We start from the raw sequence: 20488 nt of genomic DNA on the forward strand, positions 1-20488 counted from the left end.
AATCTACCCCGGAGCCTTGCGTGCTTGCCGTTTCATCTATCCCTGATGAGCAGGGTATTGCAGCGTTCGGCGCGCATTATCCAAGCGGCTCCCACCCTAGGCAAACATTTGTCTGAACTTTGCGAAGAGGTGACAGTCGCGCCGCCAAGCCAGGGACAGGCTAGCGTGGCGGGAGGCAGAGGGCCCCTTTTCAGGGCACGAAACGCCGCTCCGTGCGACGAGCGGCAGTAGAAACGGCGATTTAGGGAAGAGCGCTGAAGGTAAAGGTGAAGCTGTCGCTGACGGTTATCGCGATCATGGCTGCAGGGGGCCGCTCCACGGGCGTTTCAACCTCAAGGGAGCGGTCGAGGCCTGGCGTCACGCCGCTGGCAACGGCTGTAACCTGGACAGGCGGACCGCCACGGCCAGGGCCGCGAGCAGCAGGGCGCCGATGAACAGGCCGACGCCGGTCCAGCCCCCCAGGTGCCAGCAGACACCGCCCAGGGTGCCAGCCACGCTGGAGCCGGCGTAGTAGCTGAACAGATAGAGCGACGACGCCTGGCCACGCGCCTGGCGCGCCCGCCGCCCCACCCAGCTGCTGGCCACGGAGTGGGCACCGAAGAAGCCGAAGGTGAACAGCAGCATGCCCGGCAGCACCAGCCACAGCGGGGTGAACAGGGTCAGCAGCAGCCCGCACAGCTTGAGTACGATGGCGCCAGCGAATACCTGCCGCCGGCCGAAGCGATCGGCCAGGCTGCCGAACTTGGCCGAGCTGTAGATCCCCGCCAGATAGACCAGCGACAGCACGCCGATCCAGGCCTGGCTCAGATGGTAGGGCTCGGCCAGCAGGCGATAGGCGATGTAGTTGAACAGGGTGACAAAGGCGCCCATCAGCAGGAAGGCTTCCAGGAACAGCCAGGGCAGCCCGGCATCGCGAAAGTGCAGGGCATAGCCGGCGAGCAGGCTGCGTGGCCGCAGCGGCCGTGGCTGAAAGCGCTTCGAAGCCGGCAGGCTGCGCTTGAACAGCACCGCCGCCACCAGGGCCAGCACCCCCAGGGCGCCGAGGGCGATGCGCCAGGAGACGAAATCCACCAGCACCCCGCTGATCACCCGGCCGGACATCCCGCCCAGGGCGTTGCCACTGATATAAAGGCCCATGGCATAGCCCAGGTGTTCGGGATGCACCTCTTCGGCCAGGTAGGTCATGGCCACCGCCGCCACCCCGGCCAGCGAGAGCCCTACCAGGGCGCGGGTCACCAGGATGCCGTCCCAGGTGGGCATCAGGGCGCTGAGCAGGGTGAAGCCACCCGCGGCGAACAGCGCATAGACCATCACCGACTTGCGCCCGATGGCATCGGAAATCGGCCCGGTCACCAGCAGGCCGCAGGCCATCAGGCCGGTGGCCAGGGATAGCGACAGACTGCTGGCCGCGGCGGTCAGGCCAAAGGCCTGGGAAAAGATCGGCATCAGCGGCTGCACGCAATAGAGCAGGGCGAAGGTGGCGAAGCCGCCGCAGAACAGCGCCAGGGCGGTGCGCAGGAATTGCGGCGTCCCCTTTTCGATGAAGGCGTCCGGTGCGTGCTGCGGCTCATTGGCGGCAGGGCGGGTTTCCAGCGGCGGGGCAGGGGGCGTGGCGGACGACCGGGACGTGTTCACGGGTACCTCAGGGCAGGTCTGATCTCATCACCCTAGGCTGGTCGCTGTCATATATCCAATATATTGTCCGTCTCGATTGATAGGTTTTACGACTCAATGGAGACGACATGGAATTGCGCCACCTGAGGTACTTCGTGGCGGTGGCCGAAGAGCTGCACTTCGGTCGCGCCGCCCAGCGCCTGAATCTCTCCCAGCCGCCGCTCAGTCAGCAGATCCAGGCCCTGGAGACCGAACTGGGCACGCGTCTGCTGGAGCGCACCAACCGACGCGTCGCCCTCACCGAAGCCGGCCGGCTGTTTCTCGACGAAGCCCGGCAGATCCTCCTGGCCAGCGAGCGCGCCGCCGAACGGGTCCGCCGCGCCGGCCGTGGCGAGACGGGGCAGTTGCAGGTGGGCTTCAGCGCCTCTTCGCCCTTCGTCGCCACCATCCCCAAGACGCTGTTCGCCTATCGCCGCGCCTATCCCGAGGTGCGCCTGCAACTGCAGGAGATGAGCAGCCGTGAACAGATCGACGCCATGCTCGCCGGCAACCTGCAGATCGGCCTGATCCGCCCCATTGAATTGCCCGATGCTCTGGTGGCTGTCGAACTCTTCCGCGAACCCCTGGTGGTCGCCCTGAGACACGACCATCCACTGGCCCAGCAGGGCACCGCGCCGCTGCCCCTGGCCGCGCTCGCCGAAGAACCCTTCGTCTACTTCCCACGCAGCTTCGGCACCGGCCTCTACCAACAGCTCCACACCCTCGCCGCCCGCGCCGGCTTCACCCCGCGCATCGTCCAGGAGGCCAGCGAAGTCCTCATCATCCTCGGCCTGGTCGCCGCCGGCCTCGGCGTCACCGTGCTGCCCGCTACCTACCAGCGCACCCAGATGGAAGGGCTGGTGTATCGGGAGCTGGACGATCCCGAGGCGACCTCGGCGGTGTGGTTGCTGAGGCGTAAAGAAGAAAAGTCTCCGCTAGTTCGAGCATTTGAAACTCTACTTTTGGAGAGTATAAGAAAGTGAGTCAAGTGAGTCTTGATGGTTTCTTTATCTTTGGTTTTAGTTAAGATTTCCGAGGTTGAGGTTTAGGAGTGTGCGCCCCAGTTTCGAGCGATTATCCATTTTGGAGGCCACGTAACGAACTCCTTAGGATCGAATTTTTCGTTTAAGACTGTTATTTCTATTATTTGATTGGGTAGTAGGCTTAGTGTGTGATTCTGTTTGTCGCTCTCATAGTCCCATGAGTGAAAGCGGTCGGATTTGTTATGTGCTCGAGTGCTGGGGCCATAATCCATGGGTGCACATTTTCGCGTAATAGTATGTCCGTCCTCTTTTGAGTGAAAGGTAATGCTGATTTTATTTTTTGTGTGTATGGCTTGGATGAAGACTTCTTTCATTTAGGCTTCCTCTGGTTCTATATGGTTCTGATTTATACGTCAATCTGGTGTGTCCACCTCGGTACCCAGCCTTTTGCAAGATACTTAGTCAGGTTGGTATCCCCGTAGAAATGCACTCTTCCGCTTGACATGTATGCTAAAGCAGATTGATCTAGCTTTAGACCGGACAACCTTGCCGCATTGGTAAGTTGATATAGAAGCTCGTCGTTATTGCCTGTGGTTGATTTCGCGTCGAATACCGCAAAGTCTATCCATCCTCCTGTGGTCGAGCGTTCCCTTAAGTGCGCCATGTTTACTTTCATTTTCGTCTCTCTCTTCTGGTTTGTTGGGTGTGGTTGTTGATGTGTGTTGAGTTGAGCTAGGATTTGCCGACGTTTATGCGTGGGTTTGTAATGGTTGGTTTATGTAAGGACGTAGCTTTGACGTAAATGTCGAGCTGATTTGATAACTCATCACCAACCGATCAATCGCCCGCGTCATCGCCACATACAACAACCGCGCCTCATCTGCCTCCGGCTCGCCCTGCCTGGGCATTTCGCCTAGTCCTGGAATCAGCACCAGGCCGAATTCCAGCCCCTTGCTGGAGTGCATGCTGACGATCTTGACGCTGTCTTCGGCGTCGTAGAGTTGGGCACGGCCCTTGTTGCTGGCGCCGGAGCGGTAGGGGATGGCGACCTTCTTGAGTTCGTATTCGGCCTGGTAGGCCTGGCTGCTGCTGCGGTAGAGGATGGCCATGTCGCTGAGCTGGCGGCCGGCGGCCTGTTCGTCGCGGATGCGGGCGATGAGCAGGTCCCATTCCTCGCGGTCGCTGCCGCACTGGATGAGTTCGGGGAAGGGGCCGCGGCGACCGGCGCTTTCCGGGGCGATCAGGGGCACGCCGTCTTCGCTGGCGTCACGGCTGGTCAGCAGTTCGGTAGCGAAGGCGCGGGCCACGGCGAGAATTTCTACCGTGTTGCGGTAGTTGAGCTTGAGGATGGTGGTGCGGCCCTGTGCCTGGATGCCAACGCTGGCGAAGCTGAAGTCCAGCGCCTTCTTGCCGCCCTTGCCGCGGTAGATGGCCTGGGCGTCGTCATAGAGCACCAGCAGGGACTGGGTGCTGGGGTCGACCATCTGCACCACCAGCGTGAACCACTCGGGGGCGAAGTCGTGGCCTTCGTCGATCAGTACGGCGCTGTACTGGCCGCGGGGGATCTGGCCGCGGTCGACGCCCTCGATGGTGCGCAGCACGTACTGCTCCATCTTGGCCGCTACCGGCAAGCGGTGGTCCGGCTTGTCCACCTGGTAGGCGGTGAGCATCTCGGCGCACCAGGCGTGAAAGTTCTGCACCACCACCCGTTCGCCCAGGCCCTTCTGCTCGATCACCTGGCGTAGCCGCCCGGCCAGGGACTTGTTGTAGCAGAGCACCAGGATGGGTTTGACCGAGACCTTGGCCAGGTGGGCGCAGCGATAGCCGAGGATCATGGTCTTGCCACTGCCGGCGGCGCCATGGATGACGCGGTGGCCGTCGCCCAGGGAGCGGGCCAGCTGTTCCTGTTGCAGGTCCATGACCTTGATCAGGCTGGGCAGCGGCGCCTCGGCGGCGTCGAACAGGCCGAATTGGCCGGGCTGGCTGTTGACCCGCACCTCGGGGTAGAGGTGATAGCGCACCCGGTCGATCTGCGGCAGGCTGAGGGCGCAGGGGAAGACGTGGGGGAACATGTCCCAGAGGCGCTGCTGGAAGGCTTCCGGGTCGGCGGACTCGGTCATCTCGTCCTGGAAGAGCACGCGCTGGGGATCGAGGACGTCGGCGAGATCGGTCTGCTCGAACTGGCGACGGGTGATGCCGGTGAGCACCACGCCCCAGCCCCAGGGCATGATCAGCTGGCCCGGATGGGGCGAGCCGGCGCTCTGGCGCAGCAACGGGTCCTTTTTCAGCAGCAGGTCGACTTCGAGGATGTAGGAGCGGGCTTGCAGCAGGGGATTGGCGACGGTCTTGAGGCCGTCCTGGGTATGCAGGCGGACCTTGCCCTGGGTGACGGATTCCAGGGTGGCCAGCTTCCAGTCCTTGACCTCCAGCACCAGGATGCCGCGCCGTGGATGCAGTACGACGAAATCCGGGTAGCGCGCCTTGGGGCCGACCGGGACGTTGCTCCAGCAGAGGTAGTCGTCTTCGAGCAGTTTTTCCAGGCGTTCGGCGAAGCGGCGTTCACCGGGGGTATCGAACTGGCATTGGCTGCGAGCGGGGAAAAAGCGGGCCATCGGTCATCCATTCCGAGAGGCGGCAGGGCGCGGCAAAGCGAGACCTGGCGCACAAAAATCCTTTCGTCATACGTTAGTCAGGCAGGTGGGGCGGGTAAAGCACGAGACGGGTGTTGCCGGGCGATTGGCCGAGTTGGCCGACCGATGGTGGCTGGCAGGTGGCCGGTATTGGGCTGTTTTGGGGGGATAGCGGTACTTCGAGGTTTGGTTTGCCCTCACCCCGGCCCTCTCCCGGCGGGAGAGGGGGCGTTTGGGTGGGGGCGTTGCTTTTGGGTGTTGGGCTTCGAAGGTGGGGCTGTCTCAGCCCAACCTACGGGGTCTGGGTTGCCCTCACCCCAGCCCTCTTCCTAGGGGAGAGGGGGTTTTTGGGTGGGGTGCGTTGCTTTTGGGCGTTGGGCTTCGAGGGTGGGGCTGTCTCAGCCCAACCTACGGGGTCTGGGTTGCCCTCACCCCAGCCCTCTCCCGGAGGGAGAGGGGGCGTTTGGGGGAGGAGCGGTGCCTTGGGGTGTTGGGCTTCGACGGTGGGGCTGTCTCAGCCCAACCTACGGGGTCTGGTTTGCCCTCACCCCGGCCCTCTCCCTGGGGGAGAGGGGGCGTTTGGGGGAGGTGCGGTGCCGTGGGGTGTTGGGCTGAGCGCGGCGAAGCCCAACAGGCCCCAGGCCGGCTCAGTAGTAACTACGCATCACCGCGATTCCCGCTTCCAGCACGCCCTGCCATTCCTGGCGCAACGCTGGAGAGAAGTCAGCATCGTGTTGAGCCAGGGTGGCGAGCAGACAGTCGACCCAGAGGTCGTAGAGCTCGGGGTCGATGTCCAGCCTTGCGCGGCAATGGCTTTCGCCAAGCTGACGCAGCTTGGTGGTGGGCATGCCGCGGGCGACGAGTACCAGATTCATGATGCCGTGACGCAGCAGCAGCTTCTGCGCGGCCATGTCGGTGTGGGCGAATTTCTCCCGGACCCGGGGCGAGCTGGCCAGGAAGCGCTGGTAGAAATCATCGAAGAAGGCGGGGCTGGCGCAGCAGCGTCCATAGCTCAGCATCACGTTCTGGGCCGGCAGCATGCGGATTCCTGGGCGGGCATGAAGCGGCGCAGCCTGCCTGGGCGCGGGGCAGGCCGTGTTGATCCGGATCAGGTGACAGCCAGTTTGCCGCCCTGAAACATTTTGAACCAATTCACAGGGCCGCTTCTCTACCCTAGGCGCAGCGGTAGCCGAGAAACCCCTACTCCAGAGGGTCTGGTTCGTCGCGGCGCGACTAACGTACCCTGGAGAACCCCATGAGTCAGACTCCCCTGCTAATCGGCTTCGTCATCATGTCGCTGGCTTCCCTGGCCATCTATGCCAAGGGTGCGCACCGCGGACCGTTGCGCGGCCATACCCTGGTCCATGCCGCAGTGCCCTTCATCGCTGCTACGGCCTATCTTTCCATGTACCTGGGAGTCGGTAATCTGATCAAGCCCGATGGGAGCATCACCTATCTGGCTCGCTACCTGGACTGGACCTTCACCACGCCGCTGCTGCTGGCCGGAGTGGTCAGCTCGGCCTATCTGGGCGCACGCGAGCAGGAAGGCCAGGCCGGCTTCGTGGCCTCCATCGTCACCCTGGACGTGGTGATGATCGTCACCGGCCTGGTCGCCTCCCTGGCGCCCTACGGCACCCTCAAGTGGGTGTTCTTCGCCTGGTCCTGCGCGGCCTTCGTCGGGGTGCTCTATCTGCTGTGGAAACCGCTGGCGGCCCTGGCTGGGCAGCACGCTGCGATCGGCGCGGCCTATCGCAAGAATGTCGGCTTTCTCAGTGTGCTCTGGCTGATCTATCCGGTGGTCTTCGCCGTGGGTCCCGAGGGGATCTGGGCGGTGAGCGACGCCGCCACGGTCTGGGTCTTCCTGATCCTCGATGTGCTGGCCAAGGTGGTTTATGCCTTCACCTCGGAGCGCAATCTCAAGGCGGCCCTGGCGCGGCCTGGCGTCTAGGGATGAGCGTGAGCGGGCGCGGCTGGCTGGCGCTGGTGCTGACCGCCGGGCTCGCCAGTCTGGCGAGCGGGGCCGGGCAACTGGCCTATGCCCTGGCGGTAGGCCTGGGTCTGGGCCTGCTGCATGGGGCCAGCGATCTGCGCCTGGTCGCACCCGGGCGGCGCCTCGCCTTTCTCGGCTGCTATCTGGCGACAGCCCTGGCCTGCCTGCTCTGCTGGCAACTGGCGGGCACGGCAGCGCTGCTGCTGTTCCTGCTGCTCTCGGCCTGGCATTTCGCCCATGAAGACGAGCTGTTTCCCAATCGGCTGACCTCGCTGGCCCTGGGGCTGTTCATCATTGGCGGTCCGGCGGTGGTGCACGAAGCCGCCGTCGCCCGGTTGCTGGCTTTGGCCATGGGGCCGGCTGCCTCTCTGGCCCTCGCGGACTGGCTGGCCCGCGTGCTCGCCCTGGGTGGGCTGCTGGCGCTGCCGGTGCTGTTGCTGGCCGCCTGGCAGCAGCGGTGCCCCAGGTTGGCGGTGACGCTGCTGGCCGTGGTGCTGGCGCCGCCGCTGGTGGGGTTCGCCCTGGGCTTCTACCTGCTGCACGCCGCGCCCCAGACCGGGGTGCGCCAACGTTTGTTGGGGGCGGCCACCTTCAAGGCCTATCTGCGTCTGACGTGGCCGATCCTGCTGGGCGCTGCGCTGTTTACCCTGGCCGGTGGCCTGGTGTTCCTGCTGCAGGAGCGCACCGGCATCCGCGCGCTGTTCGCCGTGCTGGCTGCCTTCGCCGTGCCGCACATGCTGGTGTTGCCGCGTTTTCTCGAAGCCGGCGTCGAAGCCGCGCCGCGCTCAGGGCCGCAGGTGATTGAGCGGTAGCTCGGTACTGGCCAGGATCTGGTTGAGCACAAAGCTCGACCGCACGCTGGAGACGCCCTCGATGCGCGTCAGGGTGCCCAGCAGCAGCTGCTGGTAGTGCTCCATGTCGGGTACGACGACCTTGAGCTGATAGTCCGCATCCATGCCGGTGACCAGGCAGCACTCCAGCACCTCGGGGCACTGGGCGATGATCGCCTGGAAGTTCTCGAAGCGCTCGGGGGTGTGCCTGTCCATGCCGATCAGCACGAAGGCGGTCAGCGACAGGCCAAGTTTCTTGCGATCCAGCAGGGCGACCTGGCGGGTGATGTAGCCGCTGTCTTCCAGTTGCTTGACCCGGCGCGAGCAGGGTGAGGGCGACAGGCCAATGCGTTCGGCCAATTCCTGGTTGGAGAGACGCGCATCGCGCTGCAGTTCTGCCAAGATTTTCAGATCGAAGCGATCGAGTTTGTCCATTTTGTGTGCCTTGCGCTAGCCGATTGCGTTCAATCCTAGGTTTGTGGCCATGGATTGCGCAAGAGGCAGGAAAGAAGCTGCACAACGCAACCCGCTGCCGGCAGCAGGGGCGTAAGCTGAACTCAACTTCGATAGCCCGGTAGAGCTGTCCAACGAAGGCGCCCCAGGAGGGCCTTTCGCATCGTCAACGACGGTATCCCGTCCGCGACGCCCGGGCCCGCCCAGGTCACCATTCCTGGTCGATCGCAGCCACCGTCACGAGCGGTGCGAGAGGACAACGAATTCAAGGGGAGGCCGCAAGGTCTCCCCTTTTCTTTTGGGCGGAAGTTTTTGGCGTTTGGCTTACCCTCACCCCGGCCCTCTCCCAGGGGGAGAGGGGCATTTGGGGGAGGTTGGGTGGGAAGAGCATCGCGGCCATGGGCCGCTCCTACAACAGTGCATGCCTATAGGAGCGGACCGCCATGGCCGCGATTGGGGCTTACGCCTGCCCGGGCGGTTGCTTGTCCACGGTCAGGGGCGCGTCGCTGGCGAGGAATTCCTTGGCCTCCTCTTCGCTGGCCACTGAGGGCGGCGAGCCGCGCAGGGGCTGGCCGGCGGTTTCGCGCACGGTGAGCATGGTCAGGATGCCGATCACCGCCGCGGCCATCATGTAGTAGGCCGGCACCAGGGGGTCGCCGGTCTTTTCCACCAGCCAGGCGGTGACCAGCGGGGTGGTCCCGCCAAACAGCGACACCGAGATGTTGAAGGCGATGGACAGGGCGCTGTAGCGGATCGGGGTGTAGAACAGCGCCGGCAGGGTGGACGGCATGGTGCTGGTGAAGCAGGCCAGGGCCATGCCCAGGAGCATCAGGCCGAGGAAGATCAGCCAGTCGTGGCCGCTGCCGATCAGCTTGAGGCAGGGAATCGCCAGCACCAGGATCGCCAAGCAGGCACCGATGATCATCGGCTTGCGGCCCAGGCGGTCGCTGAAGAAGCCACCAAGGATGTTGAGCGGCATCATCACCACCATGACGATGAGGATCAGCAGCAGGCCCTTGGTCTCTGCATAGCCCATGGTCACGGCCAGGTAGCTGGGCATGTAGGTCAGCAGCATGTAGTCGGTGACGTTGAACACCAGCACCAGGCCGATGCACTTGAGCAGGGCGACGCGATGCAGGGTGAACAGCTCGCGCAGGCTGTGCGCCGGGCCGTCCGCCGCCTTGCCCTCGTTGGCCTCGGTATGAGCCTTGAATGCCGGGGTCTCTTCCAGCTTGAGACGCATGTAGAGGCCGAGCAGGCCGAGCGGGCCGGCGATGAAGAAGGGCACGCGCCAGCCCCAGTCGAGCAGCTGCTCCTGCGTCAGGGCCGCCGTGAGCGCCGTCACCGTTCCCGCGCCGGCGATGTAGCCGGCGAGGGTGCCGAACTCCAGCCAGCTGCCCATGCGTCCGCGGGTCTTGTCGGTGGCGTATTCGGCGATGAAGGTGGCCGCGCCGCCGTATTCCCCCCCGGTGGAGAAGCCCTGCACCACCCGCGCCAGCAGCAGCAGGGCGGGCGCCCAGATGCCGATGCTCTGATAGCTGGGGATGAGGCCGATGCTGAAGGTGCCCAGGGCCATCATGATCATGGTCAGGGCCAGCACCTTCTGGCGACCGTACTTGTCACCCAGGGGGCCAAAGACCATGCCGCCGATGGGGCGAACCAGGAAGGCCACGGTAAAGGTGGCGAAGGTGGCGATCAGCTGGGCCGCGGCATCGCCGTCGGGAAAGAAGACCTTGCCGAGGGTTACGGCCAGGTAGCCATAGACGCCGAAATCGAACCACTCCATGGCGTTGCCAAGGGCGGCGGCACCGACGGCGCGCTTGACCAGGGAATTGTCGACGATGGTGAGGTCGTCCGGTTTTACCTCATGGCGGCGCTTGAACCAGCCAACGTGATGATGGTGTTTCGACATGTGTTTTCCTCCTTGCGTGGGGCCATAGACCCGAGCGGACCGCTAGAAGTGCGATGACAGAGGGGTAGAAACTTCCCCGCTACCCTTAGGGATCGACCCCGGGAATGCCCGAAGCCCGAGATGATTGCAGGCGCGGACGTTCGCTCCGTCCTTGCGGGCTCCGGGTTTCTCGGCGTGCTCTCGGCACCTGCAGTGGCCGTTCGATGGCAGATCGGCGCGGGGCTAACAGCCAAGCTGGGGCAGGGTCCAAGCCTTGGGGTACTCTGGGTCATCCCCTCGTGGAGCCGTGCGATGAAATCGCCTGCCGTGCTGTGTGCGCTTGTCCTTTCCGGCGTTTCCCTGTGGAGCGCCGGGCCCGCCTGGGCCGATAACAACTATCGCCTCGGCGGCGGCTATGTCACGCCCCCGGCGGGCGCCCAGCCGCCACCGGTCATGCCCCCAGGCAATGCCGGACGCTGGCAGGGCGGAGGTCAGGGTGACTGGAATGGTGGCCCACCTGGGCGGGGCGACGGTCCCGGGCGCGGCAATGGTCCGGCCCTGGAGCGCTGGGAGCGCAACGACCCCCCACCACCGCGGCCGGGCTATCAGCCGGCCTGGCAGGATCGACCCGTCCCCGTGCCGCGTCCCGGCTACATGATGCCGGCGCCCGACCAGCCGGGTCGGAACTATCCGCCGCCCCCGCCACCGCGTCCGGAGCGGGATCCGCACTGGGCCGGCCAGCGTCCGGGTTGGGGCGCCAATCCCCAGTGGCGACCGGGTTTCGAGGTGCCGGGCGTGCCGACCGGCTTCACCCGCGTCTGGTATCGCGACAGCCAGTATTACTATGCCGATGGCTACTGGTATCGACCCCAGGGGCCGCGCTATGTGGTGACCCTGCCGCCGACCGGGGTGCGCGTCAGCGTCCTGCCGGCCTTCGCCGAGACCCTGTGGATGGGCGGCACCACCTACTACTTCGCCGCGGGTAGCTACTACCGCACCGATCCGGGCGGCGGCTTCGTCACCGTCGCCGATCCCAACGTGGCGGCCGTGCCGACTACGACGGCAGCGCCGGCAGGAACGGGTTACGACGCCTATGACGTCACCGCCTATCCCTTGCAGGGGCAGTCGCCGCAGCGCTACGCCACGGATCGCTACGACTGTCGGCGCTACGCCGCCGGAGAGTCGGGCTTCGATCCCGAACGCCCCGGCGCGGTCGCCGATCCCTATCTTGCCCAGCGCTTCCGCCAGGCCTTGGCGGCCTGTCTGGCGGGGCGTGGTTATCGCGTAGAGTAGCCGTCGCCTGGAGTAGTGCTCAGTCGTTGGTCAGTTGCACCAGGGTGAACAGTCCGAAGGGCGGCACGCTGCTGCGACTGGCGCGGCGCAGGTCTTCGCGGGAGAGGATGGAGTCCATGGCGAAGTCCGGGTGCCAGCCAAGCTTGCGCGAGGCCGGCGCCAGGGCTTTTTCCGCCAGCAGCCGCAGGCCGCTCTCGGCCTGGAAGTGATTGACCAGCAGGAGGTGACCGCCCGGCTTCACCACCCGCCGCATCTCCTGCATCAGCTTGCGCGGATTGGGCACCACGGAGGCCACGAACATGGCCACGGCGATATCGAAGGAGCCGGTGGGCAGCCCGGTGTCCTCGGCATTGGCTTCGAGCAGGGCGTCCACCGTGGTGATGGCGTCGCGGCTGACCCGCTCCCGGGCCTTGGCCAGCATGTCGGGCGAGAGATCGATGCCGGTGACGCGCTTGTCGGCGCTGTAGTGGGGCAGGGCCAGCCCCGTCCCTACCCCAACTTCCAGTACCCGGGTACCCGCCAGGGCGTTGACCGCTGCCACGGCGCGCTTGCGGCCGGGGGCGGAAACGCCGCCGAACACCCGATCATAGACATTGGCCCAGCGCCGATAGGCGGAAATGATGGCGGCATTGTCCAGCGCGGAGTGCGGTGCGGAGCTGTCGGCAGTATTCAGCGAATAATCGATTTTCTTCGAGTCGTGCATAGCGGCCTTGTCATTGTCGGTAGATGAAAGCAGCGGCGTTACGAAGCGAATTCGGCGCGGCGTCCGAGGGTGATAAGTGCGATCTATGAGTGGATAAAGGCGCTTCGCTATTTCGTCGTGCGGATTGAAAGATGGCCTGCCGCCTGACTGTCCACGGCCTGCAAGCCAGGCGTAGCGGCTGCTCGAGATAGGATTGTTACCGTTTTAGAACAATCTAACGGTGTTTGGCTAGTTATGTCTGGTGTTATCTCGCCTGGATGAGAAGTTGGTAATTTTAATTATTTTTGATTGTTCGTTCTTTCAATTTAAATATTATTTTATTATTTGTTCGTTCAATTAATGGACTTGACCAGTTACCCAGCGGCGCTCTTCCTGGCGCAGCTCCGGGTAGGAGAGAACGAGCACACCGCCGGGAGCGGCGGAAGGCGGGGAGGGTAGGGAAAGCCATGGTCAGCAGGCCGTGAGGCATCTCCATTAAAAGTCTTGCCTTTTCCAGAGCGTCAACCGATCAAGACCCGCGTTTCAGAGCATGCGAGCAAGCGACAGATGCTTAGATAGCATATTGATAGGTGGCTTTATTTACGTTATGCAAAGGAATCCGCCACGCTGCCATCACTCGTTTCGCTCATCTCCGCGCCGTCCAGTCATCCCGCCAAGATGGCCGAATATCCCGCTATTGCTGATTTACAGCCCGCTTGAGTGCAGCATCCTCGCCATTCCGTCACGCACAAGGCAGACCTGGCATGCAGAAGGCTGCGGGCTTCACTCTTACCGAATTGCTCATAGTCATGGCGCTGGTGGCGATTTTGGTCTCCATCGCAACCCCCGGCTTCGGCGCCATGACAAGAGCCAATCGCGTCCTCGTCGCCACGAATGAGCTGACTAATCTGCTCACCTATGCCCGGAGCGAAGCCCTGACCCGAGGTCTCAACGTCAGCGTCGAGGCTCCCGGTGTCAATAACTGGTCCGGGGCGCTCAAGGTCGCTACCGCCAGCACCACCGTGACCGGTGGCGTGGAAATCCTGAGGACCTTCGAGGGCACCGGCCTGGCGCCCAGCGGCCTCAACAGCACCGGGACCGCCACGCGCCTGACCTTCAGGCCCAACGGCACCCTGGCGAGTGCCTTCACCATCCGGCTATGCGCCAGCAACGACAGGAGCACCCCGGGCAAGGTCCTTACCGTCACCCAGGGTGGCCATACCGAAGTGGCCGACTTCACACCGACATCGGTAAGCACCGGATGCAGTTGAGTCGCAAGTCTTCCCAGGCAGGCTTCAGCCTGATCGAGGTGCTGGTCAGCCTGGTGATTATCTGCATCGGCGTGCTGGGACTGGTGGCGCTGCAGTCGCGCAGCCTGGTGCTGTCCCAGGATGCCATCCAGCGCAACAACGCCATCATGCTGGCCGGCGACCTGCTGGAGCTGATGCGCAGCAATGCCGGGGCCGCGCTGGACGGCAAGGGTCGATTCAGCATCGACAGCCCCTATGCCAAGCCAGTCGCTGAGGACTTCGCCACCCGGGCCCTGGAGGCGGCCGATGGCTCCTGCGCCACCCTCGCTCGCGGTCAGGGCGGGGAGGCCATCGCCGGCAAGGATCTCGCCTGCTGGCTGCAGCAGGTGCGGACGCTGCTGCCGGTCAGCGATGCCATCCTCAAGGCCAACTTCGCGGTATGCCCGACGCGCCAGCCGCCGCAGGTGGGCAGCGCCGCGCCCTATGCGGACCCCGATGCCTGCGTGTCACCCGATGCCTCCATGGTCATGATCGTCCTTGCCTGGCAGGACAAGACCGGCAACAGCGCCGGCTGCAGTGGCGGCCTGTGCTTCTACACCCTGAGGGGCGCGTTATGAGGGCAGAGCGCGGCCTGTCCATCATCGAACTGATGGTAGCCCTGACCCTGAGCAGCTTTCTCATCCTGGCGGTGACCCAGCTGTACCTGAACAACAAGCGACACGCGCTGTTCCAGGAAGGCCAGGTCAGCAACGAGGAAAACGGCCGGACCGCCCTGCTGCTGCTCGACCAGCAACTGGCGCGCGCGGGCTTCCGGGCCAATCCGACCCTGCAGACGACGCTGGAGACCGCCTTTGCCGCGCGTCCCGCTGCCAACGGCTGTCCGGCGATGAGCAGCGGCCAGGTCATCGCCCTGACCGACGACAAGACCGGGCTGTGCCTGCGCTACCAGGGCGAGACCAAGGGCAGGGACAGCGACTGCCTGGGCAGTCCCATCGCCGAAGATGCCAACGGTAACGGCACCGAGGTGCTGACCCGTATCAGCTACGTCGCCGATCCCAATGGCGCCCTTGGCCGCGGCACCCTGCAGTGCAGCGCCCAGGGCAGGCCGGCCCAGGTCATCGTCGCCGGCCTGGCGGATTTCGTCTGGTTCACACTGCCCACCCCCAGCCAGCCGAGTCAGGCCGTGCGCTATGCCGCGCTGTTTTCCAGTCGCGCCGTTCCCACCGAGGGTATGGCCAACGCCATGGCCGCCAACTGGAAGCCCCTCACCGGGCGCGAGTTGCCCGCGGGCGCCAGCACCCAGGTGCTGCAGATCGTCCAGGGCAGCGTCACCTTGCGGAATCTGATGCCATGACGTCCCGTTCACCCCGGAAGCAAGGGGGCGCGGTGCTGCTGATCGCCCTGGTCATGCTTCTGCTGCTCACCCTGCTGGCCGTTACCAGCATGCGCGAGACCACCTTGCAGAATCGGGTGGGTGGCAACGTCTCCGAACAGAAACGCGCCTACAACGCCGCCGAATCGGCGCTGCGCGAAGCCGAACGGCGGCTCAGCAGCCTGCGGGGGACCCTGGCCTTCGGCAATGCCAGCGGCGGCTTCGACTCCTGCACGACTAGTGCGAATGCTCTGGCGGCCACTGTCGAGAATCTGTGCATCCTCAGCGACAGCAAGGATCTGGACACCCAGGCCAAGGTCCAGGCCTGGGCCAAGGTCGCCCTGCAGACCCTGGACCCGGTACCAGGGGAAAACTCCGTGGGTTATCGCGGTTTCGATGGCCAATCCCGCTATCGCCTGGCGCCGCGCTGGGTGATCACTGCGATAGGCAGCTCCAGCAGCGAGCTCTACGACAGCACCTACTACTACCGCGTCACCGCCGTTGCACGCAGCGGTGGCGCACGCTTCCCGGTCATTCTGCAAAGCATCGTCAAGCTGGAGGTGCCATGAACCTTTCATCCCGTCTGGCGCTGCTAACCACGCTACTTGCTTCCCTAAGCGCCAGCGCCAGCAACTTGAACATCAGCCAGCAACCGCTGTTCCTGAGTACCGGTGTCGACCCCAATATCATCGTCACGCTGGACAACTCCAACAGCATGAAGTGGGGCTTCATTCCGGACTCATTGGGCTACAGCGCCAATGGCCTGCGCACCACGCGGCGGGTCAAGTCGGCCGCCTTCAATGCGCTCTACTACAACCCGGCGGTGAGCTATGCCGTGCCGAAGAAGGTCACCTTCAGCAATGGGGTTCTGACGACCTCGGACTATCCGGTCAGTAGCGGCACCGGCTTCGATTTCACCCGGGTATACGTGAACGGCTTCCGACCTGGGGCCGGCACCGTGGATCTGAGCCGGGACTATCGCGTCGCCTGGGAGTACGACACCGCTCGTGGCCAGGATACCAACTACAACGCCGGGACCAATTACGGTGGAAACACTGGGGTCATCTATTACCTGGCGGAAAATCCTCAAGCGGACTTCTATGATCGGCGGAACGATAGAACCGAGACCGGGGTGCCTGCCTATTATTATCGGTTCAACAGCGACAATCCGAATTGCAGGACCTGGGACGATAGCTGTTACGCCTTGGTGAATCCCACTTCCGCAGCGGATCGGCAGAACTTCGCCATCTGGTATGCCTTCTATCGCAATCGCGCCCTGAGCATGCAGTCGTCGGCCAATCTGGCCTTCTCGCAATTTTCCAGCTCGGTGCGGCTGACCTGGCAGGACCTGAGCAACTGTACCATCCTGAACTCCGGCACCGACTGTGAAGGAATCAGCTACCGCGGCAGCAATCAGCTGCGCACCTTCGACGGCCAGGCGCGGGCCAATTTCTTCCGGTGGCTGGGCGATATCAACTTCAATACCGGCACGCCGCTGCGCAGTGCCCTGGATCGTGCCGGGCGTTTCCTGCAGAGCAGCGGCAAGGACGCGCCCTACGCCAAGGACCCCGGGGTGACCCAGAGTCCCGAATACGCCTGCCGCCCGAGTTATCAGATCATGATGACCGATGGTAAGTGGAACTCGGACACCATCGGGGCCGGTAACGTGGATGGCAGTGGGCAGACGCTTCCGGACGGCATCAGGTACTCGCCGCGGGCGCCTTTCACCGACAGCGCGAGCAATACCCTGGCCGACCTGGCGTTCAAGTACTGGGCGACCGATGCCCAGCCAGGCATCTCGAACCAGCTTTCGCCCTATGTCCGCGACGCCAGCAGCAACACCGATACCCAGTACTGGAATCCCAAGAACGATCCGGCGACCTGGCAGCATCTGGTCACCTATACGGTCGGCTTCGGCCTGAGTTCATCACTGACCAATCCGGCCTGGGGCGGCAGCACCTTCGCCGGCGGCTACAGCCCCACCATGGGCTGGCCCGCTGCCAGCAGCGACAGCGACAACAACGTCTATGACCTCTGGCACGCGGCGATCAACTCGCGCGGCGACTTCTTCAGCGCCGACGATGCCAATGGCCTGGTCGACTCCCTGAATCAGGTGGTCAATCGTATCGCCCAGACCAATACGGCCAGTGCCGGCCAGGCCTCGTCGCCGCTGCTGGACAGCACCCAGAGCTCCAACTACAGCTATGTGCCCAGTTTCTCCAGCAGCGACTGGAGCGGCGACCTTGCCAAGTACCTGCGCACCTCGACGAGCACCACCAAGGTCTGGAGCGCCCAGGGTCGTCTGGATGCGGCTTATGGCACGGGCGCCTTTGCCGCGCGCAAGGTGTACATGAGCGTGGGCGGGGTGCGTCAGCCATTTATCTGGAGCAATCTGAGCGACGACCAGAAGGCGACGCTGAACCGCAACGCCAACGGTACCCGCGACAGCTATGGCGAGGCCCGGGTCAATTACCTGCGTGGCGATCGCAGCAAGGAAAGCCAGACGGCCACGCCGGCCCTGCGCATTCGCAATCATCTGCTCGGCGACATCATCGATTCCACACCGGCGCTGGTCAGTACACCCAGCAGTCCTGCTGCCAGGATGAATGCGCTCGGCGCTGCCGGCAGCTACAGCGCCTTCCAGCAAAAATGGGCGAAGCGAGCCACGCGGATCTACGTCGGTGCCAACGACGGCATGCTGCACGCCTTCGACGACAACGGCGACGAGGCCTTCGCCTTTGTTCCCAGTGCGGTCATCCCCACTCTCTACAAGCTCAGCGATCCGAGCTACACCAGCAGCACTCACCAGTTTTCGGTGGACGGCGCCCCGGTGGTGCAGGACGTCTACTACGACAATGACTGGCATAGCGTGCTGATCGGCACCCTGAGAGGCGGTGGTCGGGCGGTGTTCGCCCTGGATATCACCGATCCCGATAATCCCAGGGTTCTCTGGGAGCTCAGTGCCAGCGATCCGGATTTCAGCGAGCTCGGCCTGACCTACAGCCAGCCCGTGGTCGCTCGGCTGCACAGTGGCGACTGGGCGGTGCTGCTGGCCAACGGTTACAACGGTGCCAATGACAAGGCGGTGCTCTATGCCCTGGACGTCAAGACCGGCAAGCGCCTCGCCGCGCTCACGCCCGAGCCCAAGGACGGTCTGACCACCCCCAATGGTCTGGCTGCGCCGACGGTGGCCGATGTCGATGGTGATCTGATCGCCGACTACGTTTACGCAGGCGACCTGCATGGCAATCTCTGGCGCTTCGATCTGATCGGCAGCGATCTCAAGGCCAACGCCAGTGCGAGCGCCTTCAAGGTCGCCTTTGGCGGAGCGCCCCTGTATCGCGCCCGGGCGTCCCGCTACACCAGCGGCGACGCCAACCAGGTCCAGGCCATCACCGCGGCGCCGCGCCTGCTGCGGCATCCCTCGGGGATCGGCCATCTACTGCTCTTTGGCACCGGCAAGTACCTGGAGACCGGCGACGCCACCGCCGTCACCGGCAAGGCCATGAGCCTGTATGGCATCTGGGACCGCCAGACGGCAGGCAAGGCTGCCGACAGTACGCCGACCCTCAGCACGGCCAATCTGCAGGTGCAAACCCTGGGCAGCGACACTCAACTCACCTATACCAGTACGGCCCAGGTTTCGATCACCACGACGGCCAATACCCTGAGCACCAATGCGGTGGACTGGTACGGCGACAGCAACAGGACCGGCAAGTACGGCTGGTACCTCAACCTGCCGTCGACGGGGGAGATGATCGTCACCAAGCCGCTCTACCTGGCCGATACCCTGCTCGCCGCGGCTCTAGTGCCCAATGACAATCCTTGCGATTCGGGCGCGGTTACCTATCTTTATGCAGTGGATCCCTACACGGGTGGCGGGACCGATCACCTGCAACTGGGCAGCCAGCTCCGCTACGCCCGTCTGCAGATGGCCGGACTGCTGAGCGGACTGAACGCCTTTGTGTATGGCGATGGTCCTATCAGTGTGGGCGGTACCATCCTGCCAGGCAGTGTTGATAAGTCGAAGCCTGATGAGGTGCCGCCCGGTTCAGACGTTGGACTGGCCGGACTGCGCGAACGCCAGACCTGGCGCACCTTCTCCAATCAGAATCCCGATCCCTGAGGTAACGATGCGAGCACGAGGCTTTACCCTGATCGAGCTGATGATCGTCGTGGCGATCGTTGGCATCCTGGCGGCCATCGCCTATCCAAGCTATCAGAACTATGTGCTGCGCTCCAACCGCAGCGAGGGGCAGGCCCTGCTCAACGAGGCGGCGGCGCGGATGGAGCGTTTCTATGCGCAGAACAATGCCTATCCGACCAGCGTGGCCAATCTGAACATCGTCAACAACAGGACGCCGGCGGGCAGCCAGACGGTGACCTCGACCAGCGGCTACTACCAGTTGAGTGCCGCCATCTATGCCGCCAACAGCGCAGACTACGCCAGCAACGGTCCCTATCTGCTGACCGCTACCCGCAGTGGTACCCAGACCCGCGATACCCTGTGTGGCGATCTCACCCTCAATGCCCAGGGCGTGAAAGGGATCAAGGGTTCCGGCAATGCCGCCGACTGCTGGCGCTAATCCTCCCGCCCCTGTACCAGGCCGGCGTCCTGGTCCTGTTCCACGCGATAGCCGCCAAAGCCCAGGGTGACCCGCTGGGTGGCGTCGGGCTTGCCGGCGTCGCGGGCTTCGTGTTCGACCACCAGGCGGTTGAGACGGTTGAGCAGGTGCATGGATTCGTCGTAGGCGGTGCGATAGAGACTCAGGGTCGAGTCCTGGGTCAGGTTGTGGCCGTAGACCACGTGAAAGGTGAAGTCTGGTGCGGCGCGGTCCTGTAAATAGAGGCGCTCGAAGCCGGCCAGCAGGTCGCCGGTGAAGTGGGCCAGCAGCCGCCCCGCGCCTTCCTGGCTCTCGGTGCCGCGCAGCAGCGAGCGGGGCGTGAGCACCACGCGATCTTCCTCGTCGAGACGGGCGTACCCCTTGCGCAGCCATTCATCCAGCACGGTGCGGGCGCGGACGTCGCTGCCGACGCTGGCGACCAGGGCGTCGAAACTCTGTTCGCCGCCGCGCCGCTGGGTGCGGGGGAGGGGGCGCAGATTGCCCTCGGCATCGAGCAGATCCAGCCGTGAAGTCCAGGCGCTGAGCACCTGCCATTCCAGGCTGGGCGTACAGGGTGTGCGTTCCGGGCTGGCCTCGCGCAGGGCGCGGACCTCGCGGCGCGGCAGGCCGGTCAGCACCGAGATGCGACTGTCGGAATTGGGCTTGTCGCGGAGCGGTTCGAAATCCTGGGCGACCTCGAAATAGGTCTGGCGCAGCAGGCGATCGAAGGTCTGGTAGGTCACGCCGGAGGCGATGGCGATACGCACCAGCCGACCGATCAGGCTGCGCAGAAGCAGGGGAACCTTGGTGGAAAGCATGGGGGACTCGACGCGGCAGACGCCCGCCCATCTTCGCGG

General features: G+C 64.2%; 17 protein-coding genes. 10 read left to right on the forward strand and 7 right to left on the reverse strand.

Translation table 11 applies throughout. The features are described 5' to 3' along the window. Window positions 1–357: 357 nt before the first annotated feature. Complete coding sequence (locus tag QE444_RS05835; protein ID WP_133862224.1) at window positions 358–1635, reverse strand: MFS transporter; 1278 nt, start codon at window positions 1633–1635, stop codon at window positions 358–360. Window positions 1636–1742: 107 nt separating this feature from the next. Between QE444_RS05835 and QE444_RS05840 the strand changes: the two genes are divergently transcribed. Further along, window positions 1743–2636: a LysR substrate-binding domain-containing protein gene (locus QE444_RS05840; protein ID WP_309737535.1), complete on the forward strand. Its 894-nt coding sequence runs from the start codon at window positions 1743–1745 to the stop codon at window positions 2634–2636. A gap of 749 nt (window positions 2637–3385) precedes the next feature. Here QE444_RS05840 and QE444_RS05845 read toward each other — a convergent pair. After that, the gene (locus tag QE444_RS05845; protein WP_309737536.1) at window positions 3386–5248 is read right to left on the reverse strand and encodes a 3'-5' exonuclease; all 1863 of its coding nucleotides are present in this window, start codon (window positions 5246–5248) and stop codon (window positions 3386–3388) included. 665 nt (window positions 5249–5913) lie between these two features. Then, on the reverse strand, window positions 5914–6306 hold the full coding sequence (locus tag QE444_RS05850; protein WP_187981083.1) for a globin domain-containing protein: 393 nt from the start codon (window positions 6304–6306) through the stop codon (window positions 5914–5916). A 215-nt stretch (window positions 6307–6521) separates the two neighbouring features. Between QE444_RS05850 and QE444_RS05855 the strand changes: the two genes are divergently transcribed. Both QE444_RS05855 and QE444_RS05860 read left to right on the forward strand, forming a co-directional pair. Further along, complete coding sequence (locus tag QE444_RS05855; protein ID WP_280310698.1) at window positions 6522–7214, forward strand: bacteriorhodopsin; 693 nt, start codon at window positions 6522–6524, stop codon at window positions 7212–7214. A gap of 2 nt (window positions 7215–7216) precedes the next feature. After that, window positions 7217–8068 (forward strand): Brp/Blh family beta-carotene 15,15'-dioxygenase, encoded by an 852-nt coding sequence (locus tag QE444_RS05860; protein WP_187981085.1) that lies wholly within the window; start codon window positions 7217–7219, stop codon window positions 8066–8068. Here QE444_RS05860 and QE444_RS05865 read toward each other — a convergent pair. Both QE444_RS05865 and proP read right to left on the reverse strand, forming a co-directional pair. Then, complete coding sequence (locus QE444_RS05865; RefSeq protein WP_064309082.1) at window positions 8042–8521, reverse strand: Lrp/AsnC family transcriptional regulator; 480 nt, start codon at window positions 8519–8521, stop codon at window positions 8042–8044. The genes QE444_RS05860 and QE444_RS05865 overlap by 27 nt on opposite strands. Window positions 8522–8999: 478 nt before the next feature. Next, a complete protein-coding gene (gene proP, locus QE444_RS05870) occupies window positions 9000–10451 on the reverse strand; it encodes a glycine betaine/L-proline transporter ProP (RefSeq protein ID WP_133863240.1) in 1452 nt (483 codons plus the stop codon). 291 nt (window positions 10452–10742) lie between these two features. Here proP and QE444_RS05875 point away from each other — a divergent pair, with 291 nt between their 5' ends. After that, window positions 10743–11723 carry a DUF6515 family protein gene (locus QE444_RS05875; protein ID WP_309737537.1) on the forward strand — a complete coding sequence of 327 codons (981 nt, stop codon included), beginning with the start codon at window positions 10743–10745 and terminating at the stop codon, window positions 11721–11723. 19 nt (window positions 11724–11742) lie between these two features. Here QE444_RS05875 and QE444_RS05880 read toward each other — a convergent pair whose 3' ends face one another. Continuing rightward, window positions 11743–12426, reverse strand: coding sequence for a class I SAM-dependent methyltransferase (locus tag QE444_RS05880; RefSeq protein ID WP_133863242.1), 684 nt, complete (start codon window positions 12424–12426; stop codon window positions 11743–11745). Window positions 12427–13169: 743 nt separating this feature from the next. On the opposite strand from QE444_RS05880, the gene QE444_RS05885 reads away from it, so the two are divergent. From QE444_RS05885 to QE444_RS05910, 6 genes are read left to right on the forward strand one after another with little or no spacing between them, the layout of a single operon-like run. Continuing rightward, complete coding sequence (locus tag QE444_RS05885) at window positions 13170–13676, forward strand: GspH/FimT family pseudopilin (protein WP_231355840.1); 507 nt, start codon at window positions 13170–13172, stop codon at window positions 13674–13676. After that, entirely contained in the window at window positions 13673–14272 is a 600-nt protein-coding gene (pilV, locus tag QE444_RS05890) for a type IV pilus modification protein PilV (RefSeq protein WP_309737538.1), read from the forward strand. The genes QE444_RS05885 and pilV overlap by 4 nt, the downstream gene beginning before the upstream one ends. Further along, a complete protein-coding gene (locus tag QE444_RS05895; RefSeq protein ID WP_309737539.1) occupies window positions 14269–15009 on the forward strand; it encodes a prepilin-type N-terminal cleavage/methylation domain-containing protein in 741 nt (246 codons plus the stop codon). Before pilV ends, QE444_RS05895 begins: the two co-directional genes overlap by 4 nt. Then, window positions 15006–15596: a PilX N-terminal domain-containing pilus assembly protein gene (locus tag QE444_RS05900; protein WP_269216687.1), complete on the forward strand. Its 591-nt coding sequence runs from the start codon at window positions 15006–15008 to the stop codon at window positions 15594–15596. The genes QE444_RS05895 and QE444_RS05900 overlap by 4 nt, the downstream gene beginning before the upstream one ends. Beyond that, window positions 15593–19153, forward strand: a complete 3561-nt coding sequence (locus QE444_RS05905; RefSeq protein ID WP_309737540.1) for a PilC/PilY family type IV pilus protein — start codon at window positions 15593–15595, stop codon at window positions 19151–19153. Before QE444_RS05900 ends, QE444_RS05905 begins: the two co-directional genes overlap by 4 nt. 7 nt (window positions 19154–19160) lie before the next feature. Then, the gene (locus QE444_RS05910) at window positions 19161–19613 is read left to right on the forward strand and encodes a type IV pilin protein (protein ID WP_133863246.1); all 453 of its coding nucleotides are present in this window, start codon (window positions 19161–19163) and stop codon (window positions 19611–19613) included. Here the strand turns inward: QE444_RS05910 and QE444_RS05915 are convergent. Further along, on the reverse strand, window positions 19610–20449 hold the full coding sequence (locus tag QE444_RS05915; protein ID WP_273862464.1) for a DUF6502 family protein: 840 nt from the start codon (window positions 20447–20449) through the stop codon (window positions 19610–19612). The genes QE444_RS05910 and QE444_RS05915 overlap by 4 nt on opposite strands. Window positions 20450–20488 lie beyond the last annotated feature (39 nt).

This window comes from Pseudomonas sp. SORGH_AS_0199 (assembly GCF_031453735.1).
In the GTDB taxonomy this organism is placed as follows: domain Bacteria; phylum Pseudomonadota; class Gammaproteobacteria; order Pseudomonadales; family Pseudomonadaceae; genus Chryseomonas; species Chryseomonas aestiva.

Excerpts from the sequence above, each read along its gene's own strand:
- QE444_RS05840 (WP_309737535.1), top strand. The coding sequence starts at position 1,743 with ATGGAATTGCGCCACCTGAGGTACTTCGTGGCGGTGGCCGAAGAGCTG.
- QE444_RS05845 (WP_309737536.1), bottom strand. The coding sequence starts at position 5,248 with ATGGCCCGCTTTTTCCCCGCTCGCAGCCAATGCCAGTTCGATACCCCC.
- QE444_RS05850 (WP_187981083.1), bottom strand. The coding sequence starts at position 6,306 with ATGCTGCCGGCCCAGAACGTGATGCTGAGCTATGGACGCTGCTGCGCC.
- QE444_RS05855 (WP_280310698.1), top strand. The coding sequence starts at position 6,522 with ATGAGTCAGACTCCCCTGCTAATCGGCTTCGTCATCATGTCGCTGGCT.
- QE444_RS05860 (WP_187981085.1), top strand. The coding sequence starts at position 7,217 with ATGAGCGTGAGCGGGCGCGGCTGGCTGGCGCTGGTGCTGACCGCCGGG.
- QE444_RS05865 (WP_064309082.1), bottom strand. The coding sequence starts at position 8,521 with ATGGACAAACTCGATCGCTTCGATCTGAAAATCTTGGCAGAACTGCAG.
- proP (WP_133863240.1), bottom strand. The coding sequence starts at position 10,451 with ATGTCGAAACACCATCATCACGTTGGCTGGTTCAAGCGCCGCCATGAG.
- QE444_RS05875 (WP_309737537.1), top strand. The coding sequence starts at position 10,743 with ATGAAATCGCCTGCCGTGCTGTGTGCGCTTGTCCTTTCCGGCGTTTCC.
- QE444_RS05880 (WP_133863242.1), bottom strand. The coding sequence starts at position 12,426 with ATGCACGACTCGAAGAAAATCGATTATTCGCTGAATACTGCCGACAGC.
- QE444_RS05885 (WP_231355840.1), top strand. The coding sequence starts at position 13,170 with ATGCAGAAGGCTGCGGGCTTCACTCTTACCGAATTGCTCATAGTCATG.
- QE444_RS05895 (WP_309737539.1), top strand. The coding sequence starts at position 14,269 with ATGAGGGCAGAGCGCGGCCTGTCCATCATCGAACTGATGGTAGCCCTG.
- QE444_RS05900 (WP_269216687.1), top strand. The coding sequence starts at position 15,006 with ATGACGTCCCGTTCACCCCGGAAGCAAGGGGGCGCGGTGCTGCTGATC.
- QE444_RS05905 (WP_309737540.1), top strand. The coding sequence starts at position 15,593 with ATGAACCTTTCATCCCGTCTGGCGCTGCTAACCACGCTACTTGCTTCC.
- QE444_RS05910 (WP_133863246.1), top strand. The coding sequence starts at position 19,161 with ATGCGAGCACGAGGCTTTACCCTGATCGAGCTGATGATCGTCGTGGCG.
- QE444_RS05915 (WP_273862464.1), bottom strand. The coding sequence starts at position 20,449 with ATGCTTTCCACCAAGGTTCCCCTGCTTCTGCGCAGCCTGATCGGTCGG.